This is a genomic window from Erythrobacter sp. 'gip.4 top 5' (assembly GCF_056495765.1).
This window is the reverse complement of record NZ_CP200270.1, coordinates 202800-221126: the sequence shown is the minus strand read 5'-3', so window position 1 is coordinate 221126 and position 18327 is coordinate 202800. Positions and strand designations below refer to the sequence as shown.

Sequence of the window (18327 nt, the reverse complement as noted above, 5' to 3'; positions counted from 1 at the left end):
AGCGATGCCACTTGCTAAGCGCTGCGCCGCGCGCAAGATTGTCTTGCAGCGCCGGGCACCCGTAGCTCAGCTGGATAGAGCGCTGCCCTCCGAAGGCAGAGGTCACAGGTTCGAATCCTGTCGGGTGCACCATATTTCTCAGACATCTCATGGCCAATCTGGTCAATGATCGCAGAGTGCTTTCCGGCGGGGAATGCCCCGATAGTTAACATCGGGAAGAAACGGACTTTTTCCCGATCGTAATGGGATCGAACACTTTCTCCATTCGTGAGAATTCGAGCACGTTCTCCCTTCTCTATATGGGGTATTTACCCCATGTCGCACGGCAATATTCTGCTTGGCGCGCAAAGCGGGTGGCGTATTCTTTGCCACGCATGAGCACTCTCACTCCACTCGCCTTGGCGCTGCCGGCTCTTGCCATGGCAGGGGCAGCGGCCGGTTTTGCCGGCGGCCTGTTCGGCATCGGCGGCGGGTTTGTGGTTGTTCCGGCGCTGATGTTCCTGCTGCCGGTGCTGGGTGTGTCGCCAGAGCAGACCGCGCGTGTTGCGGTGGGTACCTCGCTTGCGTCGATCATCTTCACCTCGATCCGGTCAACCAGCAGCCATGCCAAGCGCGGATCGGTGGATTTCGGCCTGCTGAAAGGCTGGGCGATCTGGGTGGTGCTGGGAACAGCCGTGGGCACGGTGTTTGCCGATTGGGTATCGGGCGCCCATCTCGCCGTGATCTTCGGCACGGGGGTGCTGGCCTTTGCCGTGTTCTTCCTGCTCCCGGCGCGGCAGGGTGCGCCGCTGTTCGCTGCGCTGCCATCCGGATTGCCGCGTGCTGGAATTGCTAGTGCGCTGGGCGCGTTTTCGACCTTGCTTGGCATTGGCGGCGGTACGCTCACCACCTTGACCATGACCGTTTGCGGCACGCCGATCCACCGTGCGATCGGCACGGCAGCGGGGATGGGCGCAGTGATCGCGATCCCGGCGACGCTCGGCTTTGTCCTGATCGGACTTGGTGAGAATGGGCGCGGCTGGGGTTCGCTCGGCTTTATCAACCTTCCCACCGCTGCGGTGCTGATCGCGACTTCGGTGCTGTTTGCGCCGCTGGGCGTGGCGGCGGCGCATATGCTGTCGCCTGCGATCTTGCGCCGGGTGTTCGGCCTCTACCTCACATGCATCGGCGTGTTGATGATCGCCAAGTTCTGACCTTTTTTCTGTTATCGAAAGGACGCTGCCCATGCCGACCACTCGCCGATCCTTCATCGCCGGTGCCAGTCTGACAGGCGGGCTTGGCGCCTTGCCATTGTCGGCTCTGGGGGCCGCGACCGTCACGCCGATGGTCGAACCCGATTTCGGACCGAAGATCGGGCAGGCGCTGCTTAGCCGGAACGAGAATCCCTATGGTCCGGCTCCATCGGCGCTGCGGGCGATTGCCGAGACGTCGAAGATGGGGTGCTATTACGCAGATCGCGGCCTGCAACGGCTGACCGCGATGATTGCTGAACGGCACAGCGTTGCGCCTGCGCAGGTGGTGGTCGGGTCGGGATCGACCGAGATCCTGTGCGCCATCGCGCTTGCCTGGGGACGCGATGGCGCGATCCTGTGCCCCGATCTGTTCTGGGACACGACGGTTCTTTATGGCGAGCGGCAGGGCATAGAATCGATCCGGGTGCCGTTGTCCGCGGACATGACAGTCGATCTTGCGGCGATGGCGGCCAAGGCACCGGACGGCGCGGCGCTGGTGCAGCTGTGCAACCCGAACAACCCTACCGGCGTGCTGATCGAGCCTGCCGCGCTGCGCCGCTTTGCAGCACAAGTGACCCCGCACGCGACCCTGCTGGTGGAAGAAGCCTATAATGAGTTGACCGACCGGCCTGAAGACAATGCCATGATCGATCTGGTGCGCAGCGGCGCTGATGTGATCGTGTGCCGCACCTTTTCGAAGATCTACGGCATGGCAGGGCTCAGGGTGGGTTACGCCATCACCAGCGAGGCCAATGCCAAACGCATAGAATCGCACCTGATGAGCTTTGGCGGCAATCTGGCCGGACTTGCCGCAGCGATCGCCAGCTATGACGATACGGCGTTCCTGAGCCAGTCGCGCGCCGCCGTGCTGGAAGGGCGGGCGATGATCATGGATGCGGTGGCGCAGGCCGGCCTTTCCGCGCTGCCATCGCAGACCAATTTCGTGTTTGTGAAGGTGCCCGATGCCAACGCCTTGCGCGATGCGATGGGTGAGCGCGGCATTTCCATCCGCGGCGCTTACGGCCCGTGGAAGGGCTATTCACGGGTCAGCACGGGGCGGATCGAGGACGTGTCGCGCTATGCCGCCGCACTTCCCGAACTGGCGCAGAGGCTGTGGGCGTAAAGCGCATCCTTCGCCTTCAAACGGGGTCTGCGCCGCCCTTTCGCTGGGAAAGCTGGCGCGAATAAACCCAACCGATGGCGATCAGGCTGAAGCCCAGCGCCATGAAGCTTGCGATTCGCAGCAGCCCTTCAAGACCCGCTGCGTCAATCAGGAACACTTTGATGACGGCGGCCAGCATTAGCACCAGCGAACCGATCCGCCAGCTGCGCGTCGCGCGCCATGATCCCCACCACAGGAACCCCATCGCCAGCACAATGCCGAGAAGCGAGATCAGCAGGCTTTCAGTCTGGCTCACCTCGCTGGCGGTCAGAACCGAACCGGCAAAGGTTTGTCGCAGCAGCGAATAGGCCAGCAGCGCAATCAGGACCATTGTCGCCGCCTCCCCCGCCGTGCGCACGGCGGCGGAGACAGTGTGCCACTGGGTCTGCACCAGCCACAGCGCGGCGATTGCGATGGCGTAGGCAGGTGTCAGCCAGTTAGCGATCGGGGTCGGCCCGACGTGCTGCACGCTCAGCAACGGATTGTGCAGGACGAGGGTGAACACGCCGAAATGCGCGAGCGCCGCAGCAAGCAGACCGAGGCTGACGGGACGCCGTACCTCTGCCGGCAGCCTCTGCCCCGCCGCATGGGCGCCTGCCACCAGCAGCCCCTGCCACAGGGTGCGTTCGGCCATGCCATAGTGTTCAAACTGGAACAGCGAGTTGATGGCGAAAAGCTGCTTGTAGACGCTGTGGAGCACGACCGCGCCGATGACTCCGAGTCCGAGCAGCGCGGCGGCGTGGACATCACGCCGCAGGCTCCGGCCGGTCCCACACAGCGCGGCCAGCGCCGTCCAGAGCGGAGCGATCCGCACAGCCAGATCCGCCAGAGACACAGCCGAGGTTGCCATGAATGGCTGGCCGATCAGCGCCAGCGCTCCGGCTGTCGCCCAAGCAGCCAGCGGCACCACCGACCACGCCGCCGCAATCGCCAGCGCGGTCGCCCATGCCGCGATGCGGGCGGGCTGGGTCAGGAGCAAGGCAATGGCCGCTGCGGCGGCAACCCAGGCCAGCGCCACGCTGGGCAAAACCTGCGCCATGACGCCATAGGTCAGGCCGACGGCGAAAGCCTCAGCCACATGGCGAGGGGGAAGGCGGCGGGTGATCACGGCCATGGTGGCAAAAGGCGCTGCTGTCGCTGCCCAGCGCACCACGGCGCGCAGCATGTCGGCGGGCAGGGCTAGGTCGCCCAACTGGGTGAATTCGTTTTCGAAGCCTGGTGTCACGGCCAGGGCGAGCAGCGTAATCGCCGCCCCGGCCCAGGCCGCGCCCTGCAAGGCGGGTGCATCGCGGCGGGCATGGCACCACAGCAACGGCGCGCTCACGATTGCCGCCATGACCGGGGCGAGCCACGCCGGGGTCAACATGAGCAGCGCGGCAAAGCCCAGCAAGGCAGCAGGCGCCAGCACGGCCACCGCTTCGCGTGTCCGCGCCTCCTCCCCGCGCCGCCAGAGCAGTGCGAAGGCCGCCGCAGGAATCAGGGCGAGTCCGGCACAGACAGCCGCCAGCACAGGCTCGCTGTCATCTGCGTTCCAGCTGCCGTAGCGTACGTAAACGGCGATCGCGATGAACAGGCAGACAGTGCCAAGCTGCGCAAGATCGAGCAGCCCTGCGCGCCCGCGCCCATGGTGGGCGAGCGATACGCCGGCAAAGATTGCCACTTGCGCGGCGGCCACCAGCGCGAAGAAGCTCGCATCGGGATCGGGCCAGATGATCAGCAGCCAAAGGCCAAGGCCTGCTGCAACCAGCGTTCCGGGGCGCAGCACCGCGAACCGCCAGCCAAGGCCCGCCAGCGCTGCGCCGATCAGCAGATACAGCCCCCACGTCAAGGGCACGAAGCCCGCATTGCTGACCAGAACGGCCATTTGCAAGGCTGCCAGCGCACCTGCGGCAAGGTGCGGCAGGCGCGGTCCGCCCTTGGCGTGAAGGAAGGCCGGCAGGACAGTGCCCAGCACCACCAGATAGACCCCCAGCGCCGCGAAATCCGAGCTGGTGGAAACACCCGCCAGCATCATCAACACGCCCCAGCCCAGGCCCGCCGCCAGCGCCGCATAGCTCAGCCAGCGGTGCCCTTGGGTCTGGCCGCTCCACGCCAGACCGCCGCAGATCAGTGCCAGATAAAAGGACAGCAGCGGGACATTGGCACCGTCGCTGTCGACCAGCAGCGGCGCGGCGAAGCCACCCACCAACCCGATCACGGCGCTAGGCAGACCGAACCGGAACGACAGGCCAATCGCCGCGGCGGTAACGCTGGCAAGCCCGATGAAGGCGGCGCCGGCGCCGATCAGGCCATAGGATGTGCCTGCAAGATAAAAGGCGCCGTAGAGCGTTGCCAGCCCTGCACCGGCAAGCGCCTGACGCACACGCGGATCGGCCAGCCTTGCATCGAATCGAAACGCGGTTTCCGCGCCCGCCAACAGCGCGATGCCAAAAACGAAGCTCATCGCAACCCGAACCAGCGGAGTCAGTAGGCCCGCTTCAATCGAGAAGCGCACGAGGAAGATCCCAGCAATCGCCAACGCAAAGCCACCGCCCCAGATCGGTAAGCGGCGCCCAAAAATATCCTCAAAATCGAACGAAAAACTGCGCGGCGCTTTTGCTGGCTTCACCACATCCGGCGCGCTTTCATCGGTAGCGGCCGGCGAGGTGGAGGCGACTTGCGGCTCCTCAGCGAGCGGCGGCGCGCTCGCTACAGGTTTCGTTTCAACCGGGATGGCCGCTGTTTTGGCCGCGACTTGCACAATCGGCTGCGCCGCAACCAGTGCATCCGCCGGGGAACGCGGAGCATAGCGTACCGCGTCCAGCTGCTTTGCAAGGTCGGCAATCCGGCGTTCGAGCTTGTCGATCCGCAGCCACGCGGCCACGAGAAATCCGCCAAACAGAAGGGTTAAAAAGCCGTCCATGATCCGGTGCCTTCATCGCGGCGGTGCAGGGGCTTTGCAATCGACAATGCTTGTGAGCCAGGAAGACGTGCGCGTGTTCCCCGGTTTACGCAAACAAGCGCCCGGCCACGGCATCCAGCTTCGCCATAACTTCGGGATCATGCTCGTCCGGCGCGGTGATGACCGCATCGTCGAGCGCGAAGTCGATGGGTGACGGTTCGCGCTCCTCCGGCAGGGCGGCGATGAAGTTGGCCACCATTGCGCGGGCCAGCGCGCCATTGGTCTGCATCTGCCCGACCACCTGCGCTACATCGACAGCCTCGCCATCGCGCCAGCAATCATAGTCGGTTACCATCCCCACCAGCGCATAGGGCAGCTCGGCTTCACGGGCGAGCTTGGCTTCGGGCATCGCGGTCATGCCGATCACGTCCGCGCCCCATTGGCGATACATCCGGCTTTCGGCGCGGGTGGAGAATTGCGGGCCTTCCATGGCGAGATAGGTCGCGCCGACTGCCACCTTGCCGCGCGCCTCGGCCACGGCCTCAGCGGCCATCTGCGACAGGCGGGGGCAGACCGGATCGGCCATCGAGACATGAGTGACAAAGCCGCTGGTGTAGAAGGTGCAGGCGCGGTGTACAGTGCGGTCGATAAATTGTTCGACCACGGCAAAGCGTCCCGGCTCCAACTCCTCACGCAAAGACCCGACCGCGCTGATCGCCAGAATGTCAGTGCACCCGGCGCGCTTCAATGCATCGATATTCGCGCGCGAATTTAGTTCGGTGGGCGTAATCGGATGCCCGCGCCCGTGGCGTGGCAGGAATCGCACCTTCACCCCGGCCAGCGTGCCGCACAGGATTTCGTCCGAAGGATCGCCCCACGGCGTCTCGATCGCGATCCACTGCGCGTCCTCGATGGCGTCCATGGCGTAAAGCCCTGATCCGCCGATGATTCCGATGCACCATTCGCTGGCCATGCTGCTTGCCTGTTCGTTGCTCGCCCCTTGGGTTGGGGCGTGGGAGGAGGGGCTTAGGTCAGGTCGAAGCGGGTGGGCAAGGCCTTGCGGATGATTGTGTCCGCCGCCGCATAGGGCTGCGCGATCAGCGGGAGCGCCTGCATCGCGGTGAAATGCGCGGACAAGGCGGGCCAGCGGTCAATCGGCGTTTCGGCCACCAGCGATATTTGCATCAGCACGGTTGCCACGGTTATGTCGGCAATCGAAAGCGCATCGCCCGCGAAGTATTCGCGTCCGGCAAGCCGCGCTTCGAGCACGTCGAACACCGGCGGAAGCTGGTTTGTCCAGGCATCGCGCGCTTTGTCCAGGTCGGGTTCTTGGCCTTTTGACACGGCGAAGAAGATCGGGCGGAAGATGCCCAGCCCTCCGGCCATGGCGAGCGCGGTATCGGCGTATTCTTCAATGAACAGCGCCTCACCCAACGCCATCGGATCATCGGGATAAAGCGCAGGCGCCGGGTGCTTTTTCTCGATAAAGGCGCAGATTGCGGAAGAATCGGGCAGCGTGCCTGCCACGCCGTTTTCCGCCACCGAACGGTCGCGCAGCACCGGGATGCGTTTCATCGGAGAGATATCGCGGAACCATTGCGGCGGGGCAAACACGTTCACCGCCTCGATCTCGTAAGCCACACCCTTGGCGATGCAAACGCCTTCGATCTTGCGCAGGAACGGGGATACCGGGCTGCCGTAAATTACCAGATCAGGGCGGGAATCGGTCACGCATTTCTCTCCTCGAAAGCATCTCTCGCCGCCTCTTTAGGGGCCACCGCCGATAGCGCAATCGCCAGTGGCCGGGCGGGATTGGGCGGCGTACACGGGTTCCACAGCAGCGATTGCGTTTTGCGATGCAACGCGCCAATTTGGGCAGGAGAGAGACGACTCCCGCTTCGTTTGAGAGGAATAGATATGGTCACCCAGTACAAGAACCTGATTGGCGGCAAGATGGTCACCACTGACCGCATGCTCGATGTGGTCAATCCGGCCACCGAGCAGGTGATCGGCCAGGTCCCGGCTTGTGGCAAGGCCGAGCTTGATCAGGCCGTCGCCGCTGCACGCACCGCGTTCACAACCTGGAAGAACACGCCGATTGAAGAGCGCCGCGCCGCGATCATGGCCATCTCGGGCGCGATCAAGGCGAACGCTGACGAACTCTACCGCCTGCTCACCAGCGAACAGGGCAAACCGCACGATCAAGCCAAGGGTGAAATCTATGGCGCTGCCGGGATGAGCGCGGCGCAATCCACCCTCAATCTCGATGACGAAGTGACCGAAGACAGCGACACGCGCCTGTCGCGCACTCGCCGCGTGCCGGTGGGCGTGGTCGCCGGGATCGTGCCGTGGAACTTCCCGGTGATGATGGCGATCCAGAAAATCGCGCCCGCGATGCTTTCGGGCTGCACCATCGTGCTGAAGCCATCACCCTTCACGCCGCTGACCACCCTGCGCATCGCTGAACTGATCGCGGACAAGGTGCCTGCCGGTGTCGTGAACATCATCACGGGTGAGGATGATCTCGGCCCGCTGATGACCGGCCACCCCGATATCGACAAGATCACCTTCACCGGATCGACCGCAACCGGCAAGAAGATCATGGAGGGCGCATCGGCAGACCTCAAGCGCATCACGCTGGAACTGGGCGGCAATGACGCCTCAATCGTGCTGCCTGATGCGGACCCGAAGAAGGTCGCCGAACAGCTGTTCTGGTCAAGCTTCTCCAACGCAGGCCAGATCTGCGTCGCCGCCAAGCGCGTCTATATCCACGAGGATATCTATGACGAGCTGTCCGCCGCCATCGTCGAATTCGCCAAGACCGTGACCGTGGGTGACGGCGCGCAGCAGGGCACTGGTGTGGGTCCGATTCAAAACAAGAAGCAGTTTGACCGCGTGGTGGAGCTGATCGAGGACGCCAAGGACAACGGCTACAAGTTCCTGCTCGGCGGTAATGTCGATCCTTCGGGCACCGGCTACTTCGTGCCGCTGACGATCATCGACAACCCGCCCGAAGACGCACGGATCGTGGCCGAGGAGCAGTTTGGCCCGGTGATGCCGTTGATGAAGTTTTCGACCGAGGAAGAAGTCATCGCGCGCGCCAATGCGTCTGAATACGGTCTTGCAGGGGCCGTGTGGACGGGCAATCCGGACAACGGCGTCAAGATCGCCGAACAGCTCGAAACCGGGACGGTGTGGGTCAATGAATATCTGCACCTGTCGCCTTTCGCGCCGTTTGGCGGGCACAAGCAGTCCGGCTTTGGCGCCGAATACGGCAAGGAAGGGTTGAAGGAATTCACCTATGCGCAGGTAATCACGGTCAAGAAGGACAATGTCCCGGCTTGATCCAGGAGTGATTGGCAGGCATCGTACAGGCAAAGGGAGAGTGGTTATGCGTAGGCACATCAAATCTTTGGCTGCCGTTTTGCCGATGCTTGCCGTTGCCGGACTGGCCGGGGCAGCGATGCTTGCCCCGGCCGCACCGGCCCATTCGCAAAGCCTGGGTGACATCATGGGGTCGGCCAAGAAGGTGCTTCAGGCCGCCACCGTCTCCGATCAGCAGATCGTCGCCTATTTCGGGCAGATGTCCGATCAGATGGATCGCCAGAACCCGCTGGCTCCGGCCACAAATCCCTATGCGGTGCGGCTGGCGAAGCTGACCCGGGGGCTGGACAGCTATGATGGGCTCAATCTCGATATCCAGGCCTATCTGGTCAACGAAGTGAACGCCTTTGCGATGGGGGATGGCACGGTGCGGGTCTATTCCGGGCTGATGGACGCCATGACCGATGATGAAGTGCGCTGCGTGATCGGGCATGAAATCGGCCATGTGAAGCTGGAACACGGGCAAAAGCGGATGAAGCGCGCGCTTCAGCAGGATGCGGCGCTCAGCGTGGCCGGAACCGCCAGCGGCGGGGTGCGCCAGATTGCCAATTCCGAACTGGGCGGCCTGCTGCAGAACGTGATGTACGCCCAGCATTCGCAATCTGCGGAAACCGCGTCGGATGATTACGCGCTGACCTTCATGTCGGCCAATGGTTACAACCTGCAAGGCTGCCCATCGTCGATGGACAAGCTGGCGGCGCTGGGCGGGGGCGGCGGAATTGCGCTGCTGCAAACGCACCCCGATCCGGCCAAGCGGGCCAAGCGGATGCGCGCCAAGATCAAGTGATCGATCCCGGCACTCTGCGTGCGGGGCTGGTGCGGGTGGCGTCCCGCGCCGGCCTTGGTGTGTTTTCGGGTGCGCCGCAGCGCCTCACCGGCGGAGCGGTGATGGAAAGCTGGCGGTTTGGCGCTGGCGACGCCGCCTATGTCCTGCGCCGCGCGCCAAGCCCCGCGTTCATGGATGGGCGGGCCTACGGGCATTCCACTGAAGCCGCGCTGATCAAGGCCGCCCGCGCCAAAGGTGTGACCGCGCCGCAAGTGGTCGCGGTGCTGGAGGAGGCCGACGGGCTGGGCTCCGGCTTCGTCATGCGCGCCTTGCCGGGGACGGCTGATCCGAAGGTTATTCTGGGGTGCGATGACCCGGCAGGTCTGCTCACGCAAGCGGCCCGGGACTTGGCGCGCATTCACCGACTGCGGCAGACGGACGTGCCGGACGGCGTTCCGGTGATGGACACCCGCGCCGCCATCGCTGACCTGAAAGCCCAGTTCTTGGCGGCCGGTGGCGACCGGCCGATCATCGCGCTGGGGCTGAAGTGGCTGGAAGATAATATTGACGCTCTTGCCCACCCCCAACCCCTCCCGCAGGCGGGAGGGGGGCATCTTGTCCTCAACCACGGCGATTTCCGGATGGGCAATCTGCTGGTTGAAGGCTCGCGGCTGACCGGCGTACTAGATTGGGAATTGGCCCATTTCGGCGACCGCCACGAGGACTTGGCGTTCGGCTGCATGGCGGTGTGGCGCTTCGCCCGATATGAACGGCCCGCGCTGGGGCTGGGGTCAATCGAAGACTACATCGCCGCCTATGAGGCCGAGAGCGGTACGACAGTCGATCCCGCCCGTTTCCGCTTCTGGACGATCTACCGCACCGTATGGTGGGCGCTGGGGTGCCTCAAGATGGCGGCGCAATGGCGCTCGGGCGCGGACCGGATGCTGGAGCGCGTGGTGATCTCGCGCCGGACGAGTGAGCAGGAACTCGACCTGCTGCTGCTGATGGAGGAGGATGCTCCGGAGGTGGAGCGGGCGCGGCCAGTTGCGGCCCCTATCTCGGTGGAGGAAACCGAATTCGGCGAAGCAAGCGACCAAGAAACCCTGACGGCCATTTCCGAATGGATCGCCTCGATAAAGGATCAGCTTTCACCGCACGACCGGTTTCAGGCAGCCGTTGCGCGAAACGCACTTGGCATCGTGCGGCGAGAGGTAATGAACGGAGCCTCCGACCTGTTCTTCCACGACGGGCGACCATCGCAAATTTTGACAGGTGATATTTTGTTCGATGCGCCTGAGTTTCTAGCGACCCTAAGAATGCGTGCGCTAGCCAAAGTGGAAATCGATTCCCCGAAATATCCTGCGCTCGCCCATGCGCGCAAAAAATGGACCGGAGAGCACTAAATGGACTTCGCCATTCCCGCCGACCTGCAGGCGTACCTCGACGAACTCGACGCCTTCATCGCTGCCGAGATCAAGCCGCTCGAAGCGCAAGACGACAACATCCGTTTCTTCGACCACCGCCGCGAATATGCGCGCACAGACTTCGAAGCGGGCGGCCTGCCCCGGCACGATTGGGAAGAACTGCTCAAGGAAGCCACCGCCCGCTCCCACAAGGCCGGCCATTGGCGCTTCTCCGCCCCCAAACGCTATGGCGGGAAGGACGGCAGCAACCTTTGGATGGCGGTAATCCGCGAGCATTTTGCGAAGGGAGGCCTCGGCCTCCACAACGACTTGCAGAACGAACACTCCATCGTCGGCAACTTCCCCTTCGTCGCCATGTTCGACCAGTGGGGCACCGAGGAACAGAAAGCCGAATTCATCACCGGCAGCTTTGAACGCACACGCCGCGTCGCCTTCGGCCTCACCGAACCCGATCACGGCTCCGACGCCACCCACATGGAGACGGTTGCGGTGCGCGAGACCCGCGACGGCATCGATGGCTGGCGGATCGATGGAGCAAAAATGTGGATCACCGGGATGCACATTGCCACCCACTGCGCGATGTTCTGCCGCACAAGCGGCAAGGCGGGGGATGCCAGCGGGATCACCTGTTTCCTTGTCCCCAACCCCACCGAAGGCCTCACAATCGAGGAGTGGATGTGGACCTTCAATATGCCCACCGATCACCCGCGCCTGTCGGTGACGAACGTGTGGGTGCCGGACTCTGCCATGCTCGGCCTAGAAGGCCGCGGCCTCGCGCTGGCGCAAAGCTTCGTTCACCAGAACCGCATCCGCCAGGCGGCATCAAGCTGCGGCGCGGCGCTTTATTGCATCGATGGAAGTGTGAAATATGCGCGGGAGCGCAAGCCGTTTGGCGAGGAACTGGCGCGCAATCAGGCAATCCAGTTTCCGCTGGTGGAACTCGCCACGCAGGCGGAAATGCTGCGGCTGCTGATCTTCAAGACCGCGTGGGAGATGGACAATATGCCCCACGAGGAGATCGAGCGCACCATCAGCGACAAGGTTTCGATGTGCAATTACTGGGCGAACCGGCTGGTGTGCGAAGCGGCGGACCGCGCGATGCAGGTGCATGGCGCCATCGGCTATTCGCGCCACAAGCCGTTTGAACACATCTATCGTCACCACCGCCGCTACCGCATCACCGAGGGCAGCGAGGAAATCCAGATGCGCAAAGTGGGGGCGTATTTGTTTGGCTATCTCGGGCCGAAGCGCGGGATGTTCTCGTGATCGTTTAGCCGTCCGCCTCCAGCAGCGCCCGCAAGTCTTTGAGCGCCTTGGCCCGCAACTGGTGGACCCGCGGCACGCTGACATCGAGCACGGCAGCGATTTCCGTGAGGTTTAATTCCTCGACGAAAAACAACTGGAGCACCAGCTTCAGCCGATCAGGCAGTGCGATCATCGCGTGCAGCAGACGGTCGCGGTCCTCGGCGGCGCAAAGCGCCTCGAACGGATCGGGATCATCACTGGCGAAGGCGAGGCTGGTTTCATCATAGGCGTCCTCAATCGGGGTCAGCTTTACGCCCGAGGCTTCGATAGAGAGGAGTTCGGCGTCGCTCACATCCATGGCCCGGGCGAGTTCGGCGCGGCTGAGCCTTTGATGCGCGCGCAGACCATCATGGTGTGGCTGGCCCAATCGGTCGCGCCGGACCATCCGCTGGGCGCCAGCCTCAAGGCGTTCTATGGCGGGCTGGCCAGCCAGATCGGCGCCAATTGCCTACAGGCGGATGCGCAGCATATCGGCAGTATTCAAAGCGATATCAGAGATTTGCTGGACGCGGCGGGGTAGTGGTGGCCAATGTTTCACGTGAAACATTTGCAGAACATCGGGTTCAGGCGATCCATTCCGCGATGATCCGGGCGGCGTCTTGCGGGTCTTGGAACGGGTGAAAATGGGTCATGTCTGGGCGGTAGAGGTCGGTTCCTTGCGGCAGGATGCTGGCAAGCTCGGGCCAGGTCGGGGAACTCTTGAAATCGTTGAGATCGGTGGCTTGCGCCCGCACCACCAGCACCGGAATGTCGACGTGTCTGGCGGCCTCCAGAATCGCGCCATTGCTGCGGCTGGAGGCATAGACGCTGGCTTCGACCTCGGGCGCGCAGGCCAGTTCCAGCCCTTCGCCAGAGGCGGCTGGGGTGAGGCCGTAGCGACAATAATCGGCAAATACGCGAGCGTCGAACAGGGCGTAAGGATCGCGGGTCCCGAAGCGTTCGATCATGGCTTCGACACTGGCGAAATCGCGCTTGCGGCGAATAGCGGGATGGGGGTTGTCGGCGGTGTAGAGCGGCTGTCCCGGCGCGTAGAAGGCAGGTGCCAGGATCACCGGATCGAACAGGACGAGGCGGCTGAACCGCTCCGGCGCGTCCGCGGCGACTTGCAGCAGGGTGTGCGCCCCCATCGAATGGCCAATGCCGACCGCGCCGGCGATACCTGCTTGTGCAAGGAAATCAGACACATCGCTGGCAAGAAGCCGCCAATCTTCGATCGGCCCGGCGCGTGATTGGCCATGGCCGCGCAGGTCGACCGCATAGGCGGGATGATCAGGGAAGGCTTCGATGATGGCATCAAACACCCGCCCGTGAAACCCTGTGGCATGGGCAAAGACCAGTGGCACGCCAGTCGCATCGACGCTGCCTTTCGAAGCCCATTCGTGCACCGCAAGGTCGATGCCATTGACGAAGGCGTGACGGGTGACGGGCTGGGGACGGGCAGTGTTCATGCGCCCGACCAACCGGATCGCCAGCCCCAAGTCAATCGCCAAGCGGGATCAGGGGTCACAACGCCGGGGCAGGGGCGGCCTCGTCGCGGTTGCGCAGGAACCGGAGCGCTTCGGCCAGCCGTGAGGGCGCGATCAGGTGGAGCGTGCCAAGGTAAATTGTCACGCCCCAAATTACCGCGCACACAAGCGCCAGCAGATCGGGCAGTGGCGGTAGCGCGTGTAGCAGCAGCGCAACCCCGGCCCCCATCACCAGCGCCGCGCCAAGTGGCGGGGCAAGCGCGCTGCCCAGACCGGCCAGGCTGAAGCCCAGCACGGCGCGTGACAGCAATATCGTCGCCATGGTCAGCACCGCCATTCCGCCGACCCAGCCCCATGCAAAGCCGGTCACGCCCCAGTGCGAGCCGGTGTAGAACGCCACCGGCATCACCACGCTTCCCAGCATCGTTACCCTCAGAGGAATGCCCGGAAAGCCGCGCGCATTGGTGGCAGGCGCGAACAGGATCTGCAGCGTCAGCATCGCCATGGCCACCGCCAGGATCGGGAGCTGCGGGATGATCTCAAGCCATTTGTCGCCCAGCAGCACCGGCACCAGGACCGGGGCGACCACCGCGATCCCGGCATAGGCGGGCAGGCCCACCATCATCACCAACCGGATCGTGGCGAGCAGCGCGGAGGAGCCCCAATCGCCTGCGCCCTCACCCTGCTGGCGCGAATAGGCGGCATAGGCGACCTCATTGATAGGCGGCACGAATTTCGACGCCAGCAACTGCGCCAGAAACAGCCCGGTGGTGTAAACGCCCAGATCATGGGTATCGAGCACGCGACCTGCGATCACCACGTCGGCCTGGCTCTGGACGAACCAGAACAACTGGGTCGCGGTCATCACGCCGCCAAATCCGGCGATGTGGCCCGCGCCCTTGAACCGGAAGATCGGGCGGATTGGCGAGCGCGCGGCCCAGGTCATTCCGATCGCTTCGGTCAGCAGCATCACCAGCGGCGCGGCAACCAGTGTCCACACGCCCCAGCCTGACAGTGCGCCGGTTAGCGCTGTGCCGGCCCCCGTCACCGCCACCACCAGCCGCACCTGCGCCGGGCGGCGGAAATCCATCCGTCGGGACAGGACCGCATGGGGCAGGGCGCAAAACGGGACAGCAAGGTATAGCAGCGATTGCACCCGCAGCAGATCTGCCACCATCGGTTCCTTGAACCACAAGGCCACCAACGGCGCGGCGAGAAACTGGGCCAGCGCCAGCCCGCCATTCAGCAGCATGAGCATCCCCAGCGTTTGGCGCAGACGCTCCTCGGTCACTTCCTCCTCGCGGATCAATGCGCTCGCGAGACCATAGCCATTCATGGTGCTCAGCAGCATCAGCATCACCTGCGCCATCGCGAACAGGCCATAATCCTGCGGCGCGAGCAGGCGGATCACGATCAGGGTGGACGCCCAGGACACGATCTGGGTGAGCACCTGACTGCCAGAGCGCCAGATCACCGCTGTACGCACCTGCGCAGCCAGCGATGGCGCGGCGGCGGGCGCTGGCGCAGGTGCGACGGGATCGGCTTCAGCCACGGACAGTTTCATCCCGGATGATGGCAGCGGTAGACGCAGATGGGGGCAAGGCATCGCCCCATGCCTTGGCCAGCAACATCGCCAATGTGCGGCTGCGCACGAACAGCAGATCCGCCATCGCATATCCTTCGACCGCGCCCATGTCGCGTTTGTAGCCCGAATCCCCTGCGCCCATATCCATTACACGCTGACCATCGGCAATTGCATCCTGCATCGCACGGGTGTTGGCGAGCTTGCCGATACCGAACGCCTTCAGGTCTTCGACATAGCTTCCGGCGATCCCATATTGTACCGGCCCGTCATCTAGATCGAAGCTGAAAGCGATGGGGCGATCGTCCAGCATCAAAATGGTTGCGGACAGGTTTTCGGCGATCACGCGATCGCGCAGCACATGGCTCCATACGGCGCGCTGGGCTGCGGTCATGAACTTGGCGCCGCTGCCGTTGGTAGTGCGCGCGATCCAGCTTTGCGTTTCGATGCGGCCCATGTCCTCAAGCGCGCCGGCGGTCCAGTCGCGCCCCCGGATATGGCGCCAGTGCGGACGCCCTTGTTCTTCAAGTTTGCGCCACGCGGCGCGGTGTTTGCGCGCTGCCGAGGCGCGGGGCCAACCGCGCGTGCGCGCTGCATCGAGATCGATCACCCAGCTTGTACCGGCAGGGCGCGACAGGACCGTCCAGTTGGCGAGCTGCGCGGCGTCAACCAGCAGCATGGTCGCCGGATCGTCGGCGCGGGCCGGGCCGACCCGCCACACCGGGCCAAGACACCGTGCCGCTGAATGATCAAGGCCATGTGCCAGTTCAAATAGATCGCAATCGGGCGCAATCGAAGGGCTGCGCAGGGGCCAGTAAGACCCCGGCACCTTGCGCGCGCGGCCAATCGTCGGACCGAAGGGGATGGTCGGGATCGCGGCCAGCACTATGCCCCCGGCGCCGCGCTGCAACAGCAGCGTGCGCCCGCGGGCCGATCCGCCAGCCGCATACCACGCCGCACGCAGAAACCCGTGGCCAGCGATATTGCGCGCAGCCAGGGTGTCGATCTCGGGCGGGAAGCCCGCGACCGCGGTGACCGTCAGGCGGTCAGCGGCAATCCTGCTTTCGTACATTCCTCACCTGTGCAACCGGGGGGGGGTAAAACCGGCTGCCCCGTTGTAGCGCGCGGGGCGTAACCACCCGGTTAACCACAGGCCACACTAGCGTTTAAGTCAGACGCGCAGCATGCCAGGCAATGTGATCGGCCATGAAGGTCGAAATGAAGAAGTAGGAGTGATCATACCCGTCCTGCATCCGGATTGTGGCCGGGATACCGGCGGTCTTGCACGCGGTGGCAAGCAGAGGGGTGCCGAGCTGTTCCTCCAGAAACGCATCGGCGCTGCCCTGATCGACCAGCAGGTCGGGCAGACGCGCCCCGGCTTCGATCATTGCGACGGCGTCATAGTCGGTCCATGCGGTGCGATCGTCGCCCAGGTAGCGGCTGAAGGCTTTCTCGCCCCATGGCACTTGGGCAGGCGCACAGATCGGGGCAAAGGCGCTGACGGACCGGAACCGGGCGGGGTTGCGCAAGCCGATGGTCAGCGCGCCGTGGCCGCCCATCGAATGGCCGGTGATCCCCTGGCGCGCCATGTCAGCCGGAAAGCGCTCGGCGATCAGCGCGGGCTGCTCGTCCTCGATATAGGAGCGCATCTGGTAATGCTGCGCCCATGGTTCCTGGGTTGCATCCAGATAAAAGCCTGCGCCCTTGCCGAAGTCGTATTCGTCCTCAGCATCGGGCACGCCGTCGCCGCGCGGGGATGTGTCGGGGGCGATGAAAATCATGCCATGTTCGGCGCAAGCCGCGCGGAATTCGCCTTTCTCCATGACATTGGCATGGGTGCAGGTCAGGCCCGAAAGATACCACAGCACCGGCAGCTTCGACCCCGGCGCGTGATCGGGCACGAACACCGCGAAGGTCATATCGGTGCCAGTCGCGGCGGAGGCATGGCGGTAAACGCCCTGCGTGCCGCCATGGCTGCGATTTTCCGAGACCGTCTCCATCAGAACACCACGACGCTGCGGATCGATTTGCCTTCATGCATCAGATCGAAGGCAGTGTTGATCTCTTCCAGGCCCATGACGTGCGTGATCATCGGGTCGATCTGGATCTTGCCGGTCATGTACATGTCGACAATCTTGGGCACATCGGTGCGGCCCTTGGCCCCGCCGAAGGCAGTGCCGCGCCAGTTGCGCCCGGTGACCAGCTGGAACGGGCGGGTGGCGATCTCCTTGCCCGCTTCGGCCACGCCGATGATGATGCTGGTGCCCCAGCCGCGGTGGCAGGCCTCCAGTGCCGTTCGCATCACGTCGGTATTGCCGGTCGCATCAAAGGTGTAATCCGCGCCGCCATCGGTCATTTCGACGATCTTGGCGACCGTGCCCTCGCGGCTCATGCCCTTGGTGTTGAGGAAGTGAGTCATGCCGAACTGGCGGCCCCAGTCTTCCCGGTCGGGGTTGATATCGACCCCGATGATGAGGTTCGCGCCCGCCAGCCGCGCGCCTTGGATGACGTTGAGGCCAATCCCGCCCAGCCCGAACACCACGACATTGTCGCCCACTTGCACCTTGGCCGTATTGGTGACAGCGCCGACCCCGGTGGTGACGCCGCAGCCGATGTAACAGGCGCTCTGGAACGGCGCGTCCGCGCGGATCTTGGCAACCGCGATTTCGGGCAGCACGGTGAAGTTCGAGAAGGTCGAACAGCCCATGTAGTGATAGATGGGCGCGCCTTTGTAGCTGAAGCGCGTGGTGCCGTCAGGCATCAGGCCCTTGCCCTGCGTGGCGCGGATTGCAGTGCACAGGTTGGTTTTGCCGCTGAGGCACGACTTACACTGGCGGCATTCCGGCGTGTAGAGTGGGATCACGTGATCGCCGGGCTTCACTGACGTCACGCCTTCGCCCACCTCGCGCACGATGCCTGCCCCTTCGTGGCCCAGCACGCTGGGGAAGATGCCCTCGCTGTCCAGCCCGTCCAGCGTGTAAGCATCGGTGTGGCAGACGCCGGTCGCCATGATTTCGACCAGCACTTCGCCTGTCCGGGGGCCTTCGAGATCAAGCTCGACGATTTCGAGCGGCTTTTTCGCTTCAAAGGCAACAGCGGCGCGGGTTTTCATGGAGGTTTCCTTG

Annotated in this window: 16 protein-coding genes and 1 tRNA gene; 8 read left to right on the top strand and 9 right to left on the bottom strand. The window is 64.0% G+C overall.

The window, feature by feature from the left end:
• Nucleotides 1-55 precede the first annotated feature (55 nt).
• From ACRANW_RS01125 to ACRANW_RS01115, 3 genes are all read left to right on the top strand, one after another.
• Nucleotides 56-132, top strand: a tRNA-Arg gene (locus ACRANW_RS01125).
• Between the two features lie 242 nt (nucleotides 133-374).
• Nucleotides 375-1193, top strand: coding sequence for a sulfite exporter TauE/SafE family protein (locus tag ACRANW_RS01120; protein ID WP_479432741.1), 819 nt, complete (start codon nucleotides 375-377; stop codon nucleotides 1191-1193).
• Nucleotides 1194-1224: 31 nt separating this feature from the next.
• Nucleotides 1225-2355, top strand: coding sequence for a pyridoxal phosphate-dependent aminotransferase (locus ACRANW_RS01115; protein ID WP_479432740.1), 1131 nt, complete (start codon nucleotides 1225-1227; stop codon nucleotides 2353-2355).
• Between the two features lie 16 nt (nucleotides 2356-2371).
• Here the strand turns inward: ACRANW_RS01115 and ACRANW_RS01110 are convergent, their stop codons facing one another.
• The 3 genes from ACRANW_RS01110 to ACRANW_RS01100 form a co-directional block, all read right to left on the bottom strand.
• Nucleotides 2372-5296: a DUF2339 domain-containing protein gene (locus tag ACRANW_RS01110; protein ID WP_479432739.1), complete on the bottom strand. Its 2925-nt coding sequence runs from the start codon at nucleotides 5294-5296 to the stop codon at nucleotides 2372-2374.
• A gap of 85 nt (nucleotides 5297-5381) precedes the next feature.
• The gene (gene mtnP, locus ACRANW_RS01105; protein ID WP_479432738.1) at nucleotides 5382-6248 is read right to left on the bottom strand and encodes an S-methyl-5'-thioadenosine phosphorylase; all 867 of its coding nucleotides are present in this window, start codon (nucleotides 6246-6248) and stop codon (nucleotides 5382-5384) included.
• 53 nt (nucleotides 6249-6301) lie between these two features.
• A complete protein-coding gene (locus ACRANW_RS01100) occupies nucleotides 6302-7006 on the bottom strand; it encodes a glutathione S-transferase family protein (RefSeq protein WP_479432737.1) in 705 nt (234 codons plus the stop codon).
• Nucleotides 7007-7192: 186 nt separating this feature from the next.
• Here ACRANW_RS01100 and ACRANW_RS01095 point away from each other — a divergent pair, with 186 nt between their 5' ends.
• The 4 genes from ACRANW_RS01095 to ACRANW_RS01080 are packed head-to-tail and all read left to right on the top strand — an operon-like array spanning nucleotide 7193 to nucleotide 12115.
• Entirely contained in the window at nucleotides 7193-8620 is a 1428-nt protein-coding gene (locus ACRANW_RS01095) for an aldehyde dehydrogenase family protein (RefSeq protein ID WP_479432736.1), read from the top strand.
• Nucleotides 8621-8666: 46 nt separating this feature from the next.
• Nucleotides 8667-9446 (top strand): M48 family metallopeptidase, encoded by a 780-nt coding sequence (locus ACRANW_RS01090; RefSeq protein WP_479432735.1) that lies wholly within the window; start codon nucleotides 8667-8669, stop codon nucleotides 9444-9446.
• A complete protein-coding gene (locus tag ACRANW_RS01085; protein WP_479432734.1) occupies nucleotides 9443-10828 on the top strand; it encodes a phosphotransferase family protein in 1386 nt (461 codons plus the stop codon). Before ACRANW_RS01090 ends, ACRANW_RS01085 begins: the two co-directional genes overlap by 4 nt.
• Complete coding sequence (locus ACRANW_RS01080) at nucleotides 10829-12115, top strand: acyl-CoA dehydrogenase family protein (protein ID WP_479432733.1); 1287 nt, start codon at nucleotides 10829-10831, stop codon at nucleotides 12113-12115.
• A gap of 4 nt (nucleotides 12116-12119) precedes the next feature.
• Here the strand turns inward: ACRANW_RS01080 and ACRANW_RS01075 are convergent, their stop codons facing one another.
• Complete coding sequence (locus ACRANW_RS01075; RefSeq protein WP_479432732.1) at nucleotides 12120-12452, bottom strand: sigma-70 family RNA polymerase sigma factor; 333 nt, start codon at nucleotides 12450-12452, stop codon at nucleotides 12120-12122.
• A 33-nt stretch (nucleotides 12453-12485) separates the two neighbouring features.
• Here ACRANW_RS01075 and ACRANW_RS01070 point away from each other — a divergent pair, with 33 nt between their 5' ends.
• On the top strand, nucleotides 12486-12674 hold the full coding sequence (locus tag ACRANW_RS01070) for a hypothetical protein (RefSeq protein WP_479432731.1): 189 nt from the start codon (nucleotides 12486-12488) through the stop codon (nucleotides 12672-12674).
• Nucleotides 12675-12717: 43 nt separating this feature from the next.
• Here the strand turns inward: ACRANW_RS01070 and ACRANW_RS01065 are convergent, their stop codons facing one another.
• From ACRANW_RS01065 to ACRANW_RS01045, 5 genes are all read right to left on the bottom strand, one after another.
• Entirely contained in the window at nucleotides 12718-13602 is an 885-nt protein-coding gene (locus ACRANW_RS01065) for an alpha/beta hydrolase (RefSeq protein ID WP_479432730.1), read from the bottom strand.
• A 55-nt stretch (nucleotides 13603-13657) separates the two neighbouring features.
• Entirely contained in the window at nucleotides 13658-15184 is a 1527-nt protein-coding gene (locus ACRANW_RS01060; protein WP_479432729.1) for a lipopolysaccharide biosynthesis protein, read from the bottom strand.
• A complete protein-coding gene (locus ACRANW_RS01055; protein ID WP_479432728.1) occupies nucleotides 15165-16274 on the bottom strand; it encodes a GNAT family N-acetyltransferase in 1110 nt (369 codons plus the stop codon). The genes ACRANW_RS01060 and ACRANW_RS01055 overlap by 20 nt, the downstream gene beginning before the upstream one ends.
• A 94-nt stretch (nucleotides 16275-16368) precedes the next feature.
• Nucleotides 16369-17202, bottom strand: coding sequence for an S-formylglutathione hydrolase (fghA, locus tag ACRANW_RS01050; protein WP_479432727.1), 834 nt, complete (start codon nucleotides 17200-17202; stop codon nucleotides 16369-16371).
• Nucleotides 17202-18314 carry an S-(hydroxymethyl)glutathione dehydrogenase/class III alcohol dehydrogenase gene (locus tag ACRANW_RS01045; protein WP_479432726.1) on the bottom strand — a complete coding sequence of 371 codons (1113 nt, stop codon included), beginning with the start codon at nucleotides 18312-18314 and terminating at the stop codon, nucleotides 17202-17204. The genes fghA and ACRANW_RS01045 overlap by 1 nt, the downstream gene beginning before the upstream one ends.
• Between the last annotated feature and the right edge of the window lie 13 nt (nucleotides 18315-18327).